The 12,718-nt window shown below is 50.1% G+C and carries 10 protein-coding genes; 5 read left to right on the top strand and 5 right to left on the bottom strand.

Annotated features, from left to right (window positions below; genetic code table 11):
- Window positions 1-115 precede the first annotated feature (115 nt).
- Window positions 116-1,612, top strand: coding sequence for a glycerol kinase GlpK (gene glpK / locus H6F93_RS16990; protein WP_190682988.1), 1,497 nt, complete (start codon window positions 116-118; stop codon window positions 1,610-1,612).
- A gap of 28 nt (window positions 1,613-1,640) precedes the next feature.
- On the opposite strand, the gene H6F93_RS16985 is transcribed toward glpK, so the two are convergent.
- Window positions 1,641-2,468: a hypothetical protein gene (locus H6F93_RS16985; protein WP_206755739.1), complete on the bottom strand. Its 828-nt coding sequence runs from the start codon at window positions 2,466-2,468 to the stop codon at window positions 1,641-1,643.
- A 218-nt stretch (window positions 2,469-2,686) separates the two neighbouring features.
- Complete coding sequence (locus H6F93_RS16980) at window positions 2,687-3,283, bottom strand: Uma2 family endonuclease (protein WP_190682981.1); 597 nt, start codon at window positions 3,281-3,283, stop codon at window positions 2,687-2,689.
- 429 nt (window positions 3,284-3,712) lie between these two features.
- On the opposite strand from H6F93_RS16980, the gene crtD reads away from it, so the two are divergent.
- The 3 genes from crtD to H6F93_RS16965 all read left to right on the top strand — a co-directional run bounded on the left by crtD (window position 3,713) and on the right by H6F93_RS16965 (window position 8,205).
- Entirely contained in the window at window positions 3,713-5,236 is a 1,524-nt protein-coding gene (gene crtD, locus H6F93_RS16975) for a C-3',4' desaturase CrtD (RefSeq protein ID WP_242043499.1), read from the top strand.
- 151 nt (window positions 5,237-5,387) lie between these two features.
- Window positions 5,388-6,077 carry a Uma2 family endonuclease gene (locus H6F93_RS16970; RefSeq protein ID WP_190682979.1) on the top strand — a complete coding sequence of 230 codons (690 nt, stop codon included), beginning with the start codon at window positions 5,388-5,390 and terminating at the stop codon, window positions 6,075-6,077.
- 139 nt (window positions 6,078-6,216) lie between these two features.
- Window positions 6,217-8,205 carry a toll/interleukin-1 receptor and WD40 repeat domain-containing protein gene (locus tag H6F93_RS16965; RefSeq protein WP_190682974.1) on the top strand — a complete coding sequence of 663 codons (1,989 nt, stop codon included), beginning with the start codon at window positions 6,217-6,219 and terminating at the stop codon, window positions 8,203-8,205.
- Between the two features lie 33 nt (window positions 8,206-8,238).
- Here H6F93_RS16965 and H6F93_RS16960 read toward each other — a convergent pair whose 3' ends face one another.
- The 3 genes from H6F93_RS16960 to hslO all read right to left on the bottom strand — a co-directional run bounded on the left by H6F93_RS16960 (window position 8,239) and on the right by hslO (window position 12,391).
- Window positions 8,239-8,973: a TVP38/TMEM64 family protein gene (locus tag H6F93_RS16960; protein WP_190682971.1), complete on the bottom strand. Its 735-nt coding sequence runs from the start codon at window positions 8,971-8,973 to the stop codon at window positions 8,239-8,241.
- A 184-nt stretch (window positions 8,974-9,157) separates the two neighbouring features.
- On the bottom strand, window positions 9,158-11,254 hold the full coding sequence (locus tag H6F93_RS16955; RefSeq protein ID WP_190682968.1) for a coiled-coil domain-containing protein: 2,097 nt from the start codon (window positions 11,252-11,254) through the stop codon (window positions 9,158-9,160).
- A 228-nt stretch (window positions 11,255-11,482) separates the two neighbouring features.
- Window positions 11,483-12,391, bottom strand: coding sequence for an Hsp33 family molecular chaperone HslO (gene hslO, locus H6F93_RS16950; RefSeq protein WP_190642134.1), 909 nt, complete (start codon window positions 12,389-12,391; stop codon window positions 11,483-11,485).
- Window positions 12,392-12,583: 192 nt separating this feature from the next.
- On the opposite strand from hslO, the gene H6F93_RS34695 reads away from it, so the two are divergent.
- Window positions 12,584-12,718 carry a hypothetical protein gene (locus H6F93_RS34695; RefSeq protein WP_277882149.1) on the top strand — a complete coding sequence of 45 codons (135 nt, stop codon included), beginning with the start codon at window positions 12,584-12,586 and terminating at the stop codon, window positions 12,716-12,718.

Raw genomic sequence — 12,718 nt, 5'->3', positions numbered from 1 at the left:
TAGACTGCCATCAATCACTTTTTGAAGCGTGAAGGGTAGCGCGGCTCTGCCGCACTACCCTTCACGCAGAAGGTCTATTGTAAGGTGATGACCAGTGACTAGTGACCCATGACCAATGACCCAATACATCCTCGCCTTTGATCAAGGCACAACCAGTTCACGGGCAATTGTGTTTAACCCCAGTGGCGATATTCTCTCCATTGCCCAGAAGGAGTTTCGCCAAATTTTTCCGCAACCGGGCTGGGTCGAGCATGATGCAAATGAAATATGGTCGTCTCAACTTGGAGTTGCAAATGAGGCAATCGCCCACATTGGCATTCGCGCTAAAGATATTGCGGCGATCGGCATCACCAATCAACGAGAAACGACTCTAGTTTGGGATAGGAAAACCGGACAGCCAATTTACAATGCGATCGTTTGGCAAGATCGTCGTACTGCCAAACATTGTGACGCTCTAAAAGCAGCGGGTCATGAATCAACTTTTCAGCAAAAAGCGGGGTTGATTATTGATTCCTACTTTAGTGGCACAAAACTAAAGTGGCTGCTTGATCATGTTCCTGATGCCCGACAGAGAGCCGAACGGGGTGAACTCGCCTTTGGCACGATTGACTCCTGGTTAGTTTGGAAACTAACCGATGGAGAACTTCACATCACTGATGCGACAAATGCCTGCCGTACTTTGCTCTTTAACATTCACACCTGTGAGTGGGATGATGAATATCTAAAGATTTTAGATATTCCCCGTTCGGTGTTGCCAGAGGTTCGCTCCTCGTCAGAAGTATATGGACACACCGCAGAAGGAATCTTGGGCGCAAGAGTGGCGATCGCAGGCATCGCGGGTGACCAGCAGGCGGCGACTTTTGGGCAGGTCTGTGGCGATCGCGGCATGGCTAAAAACACCTATGGCACAGGCTGCTTTGTGCTACTCAACATTGGCGAGGAACCCGTTCTCTCTCGTTACAAACTGCTCACCACCATCGCCTGGAAACTGAACCACCGAATCAACTACGCTCTAGAAGGCAGCATTTTTGTTGCGGGTGCCGTTGTGCAATGGCTGCGTGATGGACTCGGCATCATTCGCAACAGTGCAGAAGTGGAATCGCTGGCAATGAGTGTTCCCGATAATGGCGACGTTTACCTGGTGCCTGCCTTTGTGGGCCTGGGTGCGCCCCACTGGGACAGCTACGCTCGCGGTACCATCGTCGGGCTAACTCGTGGCTCCACCAGCGCCCACATCGCCCGTGCTGCCTTGGAAAGCATCGCCTACCAGACGGCAGACGTACTCACTGCCATGCGACAAGACTCTAACCTGGAGCTTTCAGAACTGCGGGTGGACGGCGGCGCGTCCCGAAACGACTTGCTAATGCAGTTTCAGGCAGACGTGCTAGGTGTTCCGGTGGTGCGTCCCAAAATTACTGAGACAACGGCTTTGGGAGCCGCTTACCTGGCAGGTCTGGCAGTTGGCTACTGGCAAGATCAAGCAGAAATTGCTCAGCAGTGGCAGGTCGAACGTCGATTTGAACCCAACATGAGTGATGACCAACGACATACGCTACTCGCCTCATGGCATCAAGCGGTTGACCGTGCCCGCTGGCAAAGCCCTGCTTCGTAAAGCTTTAGAGCTTTATGTAGAAACGGGGTTACTCTAGTTTGTTTTGCGTTGAAAGAATGACTGCATCTATGCCGCTCTCTTGGAGGGGTAAGCTGCTTGGCGCTTCTTCAATTAGAAAACCAGCCGTGCCGCCCTGCTTCACCAAATCAGGCATAAACTCACCTAATCGGCGTAGCCGTTCTGGATTGTCGTCCCAGTTGACTGTGATTGACTGATCAATCGCAAAGTGTTCAATTCCGCTGAGTTGGACAAAGTGATAACCCATTGGAGTCCATTCATCAGTTGTGATTTTGATGTGATGGCTGTTGCCACACCAGACCAGCAGTTTGGCACTAGTGGGCAGATTTTGTAAGCCGTTGACTAGATTCTCTGCCTGAACTCTCTCCCGTAAGTTTGTAAATTCTAGCGAAAGCGTGTCAGACGAGGGATATTCCTCAAAATCAATTTCGTAAGGAATTAGCGTCCAACCTAAACTCAAAGCTGCTTGAACAAAGGCTCTCATTTCAGGATGAGTCAGGTAGTTTGCTTCATCTTCTGGTAGTCTGGGCAACTGTCGAGTTTGGTTTGCCTCGGTTGCGACAGATTGTGTTAACGCTTCCATCGCCAGATAGCGAACTCCTGCCGCATGAGCAACAGGTAGAATTTGTCGTCCAATTTCACGGCTGCGAATGTTTCTAGTAGCTCCGTTGTGGGCTTCGTTCATCATCACAACGGGCGATCGCTCAAACCCAACGGCGACCAGTTCTGAGGGCGATCGCCATATCAAATTTGAGTTAGGAGTTGCCCAGCCCTGTTGTCGAGCAGTGCCTAAACCAAGTAAAACTCCTGCACCCGCTAAAAACTTTCTACGCTTCAATCGGGTTGATAGTAGTCCTGAAAAGGAACGGTTTATCTGGTAAAAACTTTGGCTTCCTTGATTCTTATGGGGTTGACGCATTTGCTAGAAGCTATTTGTTCGTACTATTTAACTCTCTATAGTCCGAAAGTTAACTTATGAAGCTTCGTTTGCCTTCACCCTACTAGTCTTGAGTGTTGAAGTGTAGCGAGAGATAGAGGGCGATCGCCAATTCTCAGCTATTTCTGAAGTGACTGCTGAAATGTCTTCACCGCTTCAACGTGATTTGTCATACCGATGCAACGTATCAACAAATCCAGATCAATTCCTTGCAATTCCTCACTGCTGGAAATCTTCTCATAGCGAAGCCTATCCTCTTCTGGTCGCAGGTGATAAACCTGTAACACACCGTCCTCCCAAAACCACACTTCAGGAATCTTCAGCCGCTTGTATGCCTCTAGTTTGTTAATGCCTCCACTGGTAAACACAACTTCGATCACTAAGTCAGGGCGCGATCGGTCGGGAGACAGTTTATAAGACTCATCTGCTTCGCGTTTAACGGCAGTCGCTTCATTTTCTATTGTCATTGACCCCGTTGGGATGAAATCGTATCCTGCCATCAGTAGATAAAGTTCTACCAAGGCTGCAATTCTTTTTTTTATTGTTTCATGCGGTTCTCCTGGCATCCGTCTGATCTCCAATATTCCATCTAAAAACGACAGTCGGTAGCCAGGACGGTCTAACAACTGCTCAACAGCTTTGAACTCCCTCCAAGTCAGTGGCTCAAACAGCAGAGGTTCTTCCTTTTTAGTGGGAGCAATGATTGCTTGGGTCATAACATTCTCTAGTCTTGATGAATCCGGTTTAACTCGGGATTTCTGATTTGGGTGATGGACTACCTTTTTATCACAGCCTTTTCGAAAAATAGAGCATACAGCAATCTCCACTTAGATAAACCACAAGTCCCTGTAGGGGCAGTTCGCGAACTGCCCCTACGCTATGGCTTACTCATCCAAAAATGGCTTTAAGTGCCAGTAAACCTAGTCATATGTCATCTGAGTTAATTTCACCTTTCTCTTCTTCTAGTACACAGTGGCTCTAATTCTGGGTAATTGGAGAAGCGAGATTTGAACAAGCTGCCTACTATCTTCACGCTGTACTCAAGCTCAAATTGAAATAGCAGTACCAAGGTTTTGCTTACTCTTACCTTATCAAGCAAAAGTTCTAAGGGTGAAATATGATAAGAGTATTAAGGAATGTAAATCATGGTTGGCAGGTTTCCAATGTCGAGTCGTACCTATTCCAAAGCTAAACGAGTAGTCGTGATTGGGGCGGGTATTGGGGGACTGACCGCAGCGGCGCTATTAGCGCATCGGGGTTATCAGGTGTTGGTGCTAGACCAGGCGCTGGTGCCGGGTGGGTGTGCTTCGACGTTTAAGCGACGCGGGTTTACGTTTGATGTTGGTGCGACTCAAGTTGCAGGGTTAGAACCCGGAGGAATTCACCATCGGATCTTTGCAGAATTAGACATTGATTTGCCAGAAGCAACTCCTTGCGATCCGGCTTGTGCAGTGTATTTGCCAGGAGAAACTCAACCGATCAGCGTTTGGCGTGACCCCGATCGCTGGCAGGCTGAGCGACAGCGGCAGTTCCCAGGCAGTGAACCATTTTGGCAACTGATGGCAGACTTGTTTCGCTATAGCTGGGCCTTTCAGTCTCGCGATCCGGTGTTGCCGCCGCGTAACCTGTGGGATTTTGGGCAGCTTGTTCAGGCGGTTCGTCTAGGAACGCTGTTTACTCTGCCACATACTTTTTCAACGGTGGGTCAGGTATTGCGCTGGTATGGGTTGGGGAGCGATCGCCGTCTCAAAACATTTCTTGACCTTCAGCTCAAGCTTTATTCTCAAGTTGATGCAGAAGACACGGCGCTACTCTATGCAGCAACTGCGCTAGGGGTTTCTCAGGAGCCACAGGGACTTTATCATTTGCAGGGCAGTATGCAGGTATTGAGCGATCGCCTCGTTGCATCTCTAGAGCGGGATGGCGGCAAACTGCTGATGCGTCACATCGTTGAGCAGATTTATACAGAGAATGGGCAGGCAAAGGCGATCGCCATTCGCAATCAAAAAACAGGCGAAACCTGGACAGAAACCACTGACCACATCGTCGCTAACGTCACTGTGCAAAATTTGATGCAGCTATTGGGCACAGAAGCTCCCAAAGGCTATGAGCGACGAGTAGAAAAATTGCCTTCAGCATCGGGTGCATTTGTAGTGTATCTGGGTGTTGACCAGTCTGCTATTCCTGCTGACTGTCCACCACATCTTCAGTTTCTCTACGACTACGACGGACCAATTGGTGAGAACAATTCTTTGTTTGTCTCGGTTAGCCATCCTGGAGATGGGCGTGCACCAGAGGGCAAGGCTACGGTAATTGCTTCCTCATTCACTGATCCAACAATCTGGTCACACTGCGACAACTATGAGTCATTGAAGCAGCAGTATACGGAAGAGGCGATCGCCCGCTTATCCCAATTCTTTCACCTCACTCCTGAAAACCTGGTTCACATTGAAGCGGCAACGCCACGCACCTTTGCTCACTTTACAGGGCGCGATCGCGGCATTGTCGGCGGCATTGGTCAACGCATCCCCACCTTTGGCCCTTTTGGGTTTGCCAATCGTACGCCAGTCAAGCACCTCTGGCTGGTTGGAGACTCTACTCATCCCGGTGAAGGCACCGCAGGGGTAAGCTATTCTGCTCTTACCGTTGTTCGGCAGATTGAGGCATAGGACATCTGATGAAGGCAAAATAAGATTAAGGTTTTTAGCTATTAGTCATTCATGTAAGCCAACACCTAACGACTAATAGCCAGTGGTCAACGACAATGATCGGTGACTAATGATTAACTACCAGCCCTAATTCTAAGAATCGGCAATTCTTATGACTGCCTACATCCCGACTGAGCCAACCACAATCATCTACCCCAGTTCTGACGGTGAACCTTTGGCAGAGACTTCAACTCATGTAGATGCAATCATTGCGATTATCACTGCTCTGCGCCTTTATCTGGAAGGTCAGCAAGTCATCGTGTTGAGCAACCAGTTTTTTTATTTTGCTGAAGGATTTCCCCGGCTGCGCGTTGCTCCTGATGTCATGGTGATATTCGATGTAGTGCCTGGACCTCGCGATAACTATAAAGCTTGGGAGGAAGGTCAGGTGCCTTCCGTCATCTTTGAAATCACATCAGAAGGCACCCGTGAGCAGGACAAGGTCCATAAGAAAACTCTGTATGAACAGATGGGGGTACGAGAATATTGGCTGTTTGACCCCAAAGGTGAATGGATTGAGGGGCAGTTGCAAGGATATCGCCTCCGGGGTGAGATTTATGAATCAATTACTGATGGGCGTAGTGAGCCGTTAGCCCTGCGCTTGCAGGTTGAAGCACAGCTACTTAATTTTTATCGCGAAGACACGGGTGAAAAGCTACTAGTTTCTGAAGAATTGGCACAGGCGCTGAAGCAAGAACGCCAACGAGCAGAACAGGAGCGCCAACGGGCAGAACAGGAACGTCAACGGGCAGAGCGACTGGCAGCACAGCTACGCGCCGCTGGCATTGAGCCAGAAGAATAAGGGGCGATCTCGGAGAGATACCCGCAGGGGGTCGCCTTTTTCACGCCATCTATCTGCTCAAGAAATTTAGTAAACTCCTCTGCAATTTTTCTCAAAGCACAGGTATCTTGTGTTCAGATCTCGCTTTAGCAGGGGCAGCATGACCGACATCTTCATTTCTTACTCCCGCAAGGATAAAGTCTTTACCCAATTACTTCATGCTGCGCTAGAAGCTACAGGACGAGAAGCCTGGATTGATTGGCAGGACATTCCCCTCACTGCTGACTGGTGGCAAGAGATCAAACGCGGTATCGAAGGGGCAAATACTTTTGTCTTTATCATCAGCCCAGATTCCATTACTTCTTCTGTTTGTCGGCGGGAAGTTGAGCACGCAGTGCTGCACAACAAGCGTTTAGTGCCGATTGTGCATCGAGAAGAATTGAATCAAGCCTTGCTGCATCCTGCGTTAGCGAGTCACAACTGGTTATTTTTTCGAGAGAATGATGACTTTGATACTGCCTTTCAAGCTTTAATCAAGGCGATCGATACTGACCTGGAGCATTTGCATACTCACACTCAAATTCTCGTTCGCACTTTGGAATGGGAAGACAAAGGTCGCAACGACAGCTTTTTATTGCGCGGCAGCAACCTCAAAGATGCAGAGCAATGGTTGCAACAGAGTGCCAATAAAGATCCTCAGCCAACTGAGCAGCAAAAAAACTACATTAGCAAAAGTCGAGAGGCAGAAGATTTTAGTGAGCGAATTGCTCAGGCAAATGAGACAGCAAAGCGTAGACTCCGAATTGCCACCCTGGTCATGGGCATTGCTCTAGTGACTTTAGCGGCGGCAACAGTTGTCACAGTTCAGGCGTTTCAACAACAGCTCCATACCAAGATAGTCAACCGATTGGAGCAAGAAACAGACGATGCGTTGGAGCAATTTGACTCATCTCAATTAGATGGTCTGTTGAAAGCAATCAAAGCTGGACGATATTTGCAGTCGGTGGTGGAGAATCGTTCTGTTGAGCAATATCCAACACTCAGTCCTGTGCTGGCTCTGCAAACCATTCTGCAAAATATTCAAGAACAGAATCGAATTCCAGCCCATCCCGGTGAGGTGAATGGCATCAGTTTTAATCCTAATGGGGGTCAAATTGCTACGGCCGGAGAGGATGGCGTGACCCGGATCTGGAGTTTGACAGGAGAAAAGCTAGCCGAGATTGCCGGACACCCAGACGAAGTCAGCAACATTAGTTTTAGCCCTGACGGAATGCAGCTTGCGATCGCCGGAGAAAATGGAATGTTACAGCTTTGGGATCTGGCTGAGCAACAACTGGTTGCCCTTAGAATTTACCCAACCGGACTTACTGATGTCAGTTTCAGTCCCGGTGGTAGACAAGTGGTTACAGCCGGAGGAGATGGGATCGTTAGACTGTGGAGCTTTTCAGGTCAGTCCCGACAGTTTCAAGGACATACAGGAGAAGTCAGCAGTATCAGCTTCAGCCCTGACGGTACTCAGATTGCTTCCTCTGGGAGAGATGACACGATACGGCTCTGGGATTTGTCAGGAAAGCCACTTGTCGAATTTAGAGGAGATGGAAGTGAGTTTAGCAGTGTCGATTTTCACTCAGACGGAACACAACTTGCAGCAGCAGGAGAAGATGGCACGGTCTGGCTTTGGAATATTTCTGGTGAAAAGATTGGAGAATTCAAAGCTCACCCGGTTGAAGTTACGAGTATTCAGTTCAGCTCTGATGGAACCCAGCTTGCGACAGCCGGAGAAGATGGCAGAATCAAACTCTGGGATCTCTCTGGACAGCAACTAGCCAAATTCATAGGACATCAAAGCGGTGTAAATGTCGTGCGATTTAGCCCTGACGGAAAGCAGCTTGCGACAGCAGGAGAGGATGGCGCTGTGCGATTGTGGGATTCTAGCCGCCAAGCTTCAGGACTTGAAGTGGAGCAGGAGGAACTAAGCGTTAGAAGGGCTAATGAAAGCGTAATGGGGAATCAAGATGACTCGGTGCGATCGCTCTCTAATACCGACCTAACCACCTTTCTACAGCAAGGATGCGATTGGCTAAAAGACTACTTGAACACTAATCCTGCGATTGATGAGAGCGATCGCCAGCTTTGTGGAAGAGACTAGGGGCGGGGGGTTAGGGCAGGAAGTTGTCATTCCTCATCCATCATCTTTCTTATCCTCATTCTTCTCATTCTCTCCCTCCTTCTGCTCGTCTGGCTGTGACAATGCTGTTTTTGCTAGTCGGGTGGTGTAGATAGCGACCCCTGCTGTTGCTAGTAGCCCTCCACCTTGGAGAATCAGGGAGCGAGGAGAATTGTCGCCACCGATGATGGATGTGCCGAAATAGCCGATGTAGACATACAGCGCGATCACCGGAATCATTCCCAGCCAGGTAAAGAAGAAGTACTGCCAGAAATTGACTTTGGTGCAGCTAAAGCCATAGTTCAGCACGTTGGAGGGAATGATCGGCGAAAGGCGACTGAGGAGTAGAATTTTCCAGCCTTTTTTGGCGATCGCCTGATCAAGCTGCCCAAAGGTAGGATAGCGCTGCATCAGTTTCTTCACCCGTTTGCGAGCAACTGTTCGACCCAGACCAAAACAAACAACGGCACCCAACGTATCGGCAACGGACGCAGACGCAATGCCTACGACTAAACCAAAAACGGTTCCTGCAACTAAAATCAACGCAATGTTGGGCAAGCCTGCAACACTTACCAGCACGTAAATCACAATAAATGCGGGAATTGCCCACCAGCCGAGCGATCGCAGCCACTCATTTAGCCCAACTGACCATTCCTTTAGCGGTAGCGCACTTGTCGCTACGAGTATCGCAACTAGTACTCCAAGCAAAACCAACAGTAGAGACTTTCTTTGACGTAACCATGCCTTCATAAAATGCTTTAAGAGACTTGTAAATGCGCCTCTTTTAAAGGTTTAGTCTACGACACAAAACTTTGCCATCTGTCTCAAGGAAACCCAATGGGTATTCCTCACAGAGACAAAATGCCTCGCCTCTATGTAGTGCTAAACACAAAGGGTAGTGCCAAGGTAAGTGCCAAGCACAAACTATCCCAGCCTAAAGCTCTTCACCCGTTAGCTGTTGTCGCCAGGTTTGAGCCTGGAGTTGGGCAGCGTCATAAGCTTCAGTACGAGGTGGAATGCTCTCAGCGGTGGCGATCGCCCCCTCTAAATCGTATCCAGCCTGCTGCTGGGCGGCCTGCAAAATCTGCTGACTCCAGAGGTTGATCATCTGTTCAGCTTCTGGGCGAGTTGGGCTGTCCTCAGGAACTTGCTCGGCCGTACGAATTGCTGCAAGCAGCCCAGTCGTTGTGCTAATGCTAGCTGCCTCGTAGGCCTGCTGCATTCGCTCTTGCCCCAGAGTCTGGTTACGCCAGGTGCGAATATCTGCCTGCGCTTCGTCGTAGAGGGCGCGTCCCTGACCAATTTGCTCTGCCAGGGCGATCGCTTCTGGTAAGTTGCCCAGGGTAGCTAGTTCTCTCGCCCGATCTAGATAAGGCTGGTCTTGAGTGCGCTGAATTTGATCTGTCCAATCTCGCACCCGCTGACGAGCCTCATCAGACAGGGCCCGACCCGACCCAATTCGATTAGCCTGCTCAATGGCTGATGTCAGATCACCGCTATTAGCAAACCGATCGGCTGTATCTAGGATGGGTCTGTCTTCCATCGTCTCAGCTTCACGAGTCCAGTCGGCGATCGCCTCTCTCGCCTCAGCCCGACGTGGATTGCCACGCGGAATTTGCTCTGCCTCGGCGATCGCTGCTCGCAAATCTCCCACAGAGCCAGGTTGCGCCAACTGTCTTGCCGTTTCCAGCCGCATGATGTCTTGTATCTCTGCCTGCCACTGGGTGATTAATTCCTGTGCTCTGCCATAAAGTGGACGACCCTGCTGCAGCCGCTGTGCTTGAACGATTGCAGCTTCCAGATCGGCAACCGTACCGCCCCACGATTGGGAATAAGCGGATGCTAGATGAGTCAAATCTTGAGCTTCTGCCTCCAAGTTGGCGCGTTCGGGAATGCGACGCAAAATGGCGATCGCCTCATCTGCATCTTGACGATCTAACGCTGATTCTGCTAGCTCCAGCATTCCTTTGCCCGCTTCAGTAATTACCTTTTGGGCTTCACCATAGGCATAGCTGCCATCACCAATTTCTTCTGCCAGCTTGACTGCCTCGCTCAGGTTGGACAGACCTCCTCGATCGATAAACCGTCTTGCCTCAGCGAGTTTCGCTGCATCCTCACGAGTCGCATTAATTAGCCCGTTCAACTCGTCATATTTGGTGGTCTTCCAGTAGGTGTTATCGATTGACAACAACCCAACCGCAATATCAAATGCCTTTCGCAAATCCTGCTGCCGAAGGGCGGCTTCTGCCTCTTTGTAAATCTTCTCCGCTTCTGCCCAAATTTCGTTCCAGCGATCGACCCGTTCCTGTACTTGGGCACGAGCAGAGGTGTCAGCAGGAATTTTGTTGGCAATATCCAATGCTTCTGAAAACTTACCCTGATCAAAGGCTTCCTCTGCCAAGTCCAAAACTTGTTGCGACCAGTCCTCAATGTGGCGGTTGATTTCTGGACGTAGGGGATGGTCGGCAGGCAGACTGTTGATTAGCTCAATCGCCTCCAGCAAGTCATTTGCCGTTTGCTTGTTTGCTGCCAGTTGAGCGCAATACAGCCGCAAAGATGCTGATGCAGTCGGCCAGAAAATCGACGGACAGTTTGGTACCGCAGGCAGCTTCAGCAATAGCGCAACCGAAACGATGCTAACTCCAGTCAGCGTGACTACAGAAGCGATCGCCCAAAACTTGAGACTGGTTGGAACTCGCAGCTTGGGCAACTGTAATCTATGCTGTCTTGCCTGTTGAGGGTCTTCTGGATAGTCTGCACCAGGAAGATGAGGCGATTGCGCTGTCGTAAGCTGGGCGTAGGGCAACTGCTCAGCGGGTGGAATCGGACGGGGCGATCGCCGCCCTCCCGGCATCGGTTGGACAGTTGGACGCAACAAAGAAGACTCAGGCGCAGGCAACTTTGGCATAGGTGGACCCTGCCGAGGCAACGGACGTTTGCGAGACGCAGGTACTTTAGGCAGCTTTTTAGGAATTCGATGTGCTCGCCCCAAATCTGGACGATGCTCCGGTGTTCCCCAATCTTTACTCATATCCCAGCCCACAACAATGGCGCAGCAACCTAGATCGTCGAGCAGCAGTACGCAATAGTTGCAATCCTACTCCTCAATGGAGGAAAACGCCACTTTCTGGGGGCTAGAGACTAGAGGCTGGGGGCTAGAGACTAGATGCTGGGGGCTAGAGAATGGAAGATTGAATGTCCCCAGACATTAGCAGAGCGAAGCTCCTGCATCCCCCTAGTTCCTGGTCTCTTACCCCCTTTACCCCCTAGCCCCTGCTTCTGCCTGCAAGTCTCGAATCAACTGCTCTAGCTCATCGCTGCTAGCCTGATACACTTCGTTGCAGAAATGGCAGGTGGCTTCGGCTCCGTCGTCTTTTTCAATCATGTCTCGCAGTTCATCTTTGCCCAACATCTTCAGCGCTCCTAAGACTCGGTCGAAGGAACAGCCGCAGTGGAAGCGCAGCATTTGGGTTTCTGGGAAAATTTCCAGATTCATATCGCCCAACAGTTGCTCAAACATCTGTTGCAGCGATTTACCCTCTTTGAGTAATGGGGTAAATCCAGCTAGAGAAGCAACGCGAGATTCTAACAGTTGCACCAGGGCTTCATCTCTGGCAGCTTTGGGCATTACCTGCACCAGTAGTCCACCGGATGCAGTTACCCCTTCAGCACTGACAAACACGCCCAAAACGAGAGCTGAGGGAGTTTGCTCAGAGCTAACGAGATAGTGAGTGACATCATCCCCAATTTCTCCAGAAACCAGCTCTACCGTACTGGAGTAAGGATAGCCGTAGCCCACATCTCTAACGACATATAGGTAGCCGTTATGACCTACAGCCGCACCCACATCCAGCTTGCCAATTGGGCTAGGAGGAAGTTCTACGGTTGGGTTATCGACGTAACCGCGCACGGTTCCGTCTAATCCGGCATCGACTAGGATGCCCCCTAATGGACCGTCACCATTGATCCGAATGTTCACCCGTGATTCGGGTCGCTTCATGCTGGAGGCAAGCAGAAGCCCTGCTGACATGGTTCGCCCTAGTGCTGCAGTCGCAACGTAGGAAAGGTTGTGGCGCTGTCTGGCTTCTTCTGTAAGACGTGTGGTGATTACGCCGACGGTGCGAATTCCTCCATCTGCTGCCGTCGCTCGAACTAACTGATCCGCCATGAAAATCCTAAATACTTCTTAATAGTCCCTTATTCCATTCTACGGTGTCTGTTTGATAGCCGAAGTCAGACGGACTACGTGTGGGTGGATATCCGTTTACTCGTTGCCAAGCTGAAGCTTAGTAATGCCGAACTGGAAGCTCCGGCTTTCTTCTCAATTTGGAGAAGGCCAAAGCTGTAGCTTCTTTAGGTAATGGCCAAAGCTGTAGCTTCTTTAGGTAATTCTCAGGCTGGAGCTTGGGAACTAGGAACTATGAATATCGCTTTTGTGGATGTGTCTTTAGGGTGGAGCGATCGCCCCACCCCTAAACCTGATCAGGCAATATGA

Source organism: Leptolyngbya sp. FACHB-671 (genome assembly GCF_014695745.1).
In the GTDB taxonomy this organism is placed as follows: domain Bacteria; phylum Cyanobacteriota; class Cyanobacteriia; order Elainellales; family Elainellaceae; genus JAAUTN01.
Note: the sequence above shows the minus strand (reverse complement) of the source record. Positions and strands in the feature narration are given on the sequence as shown.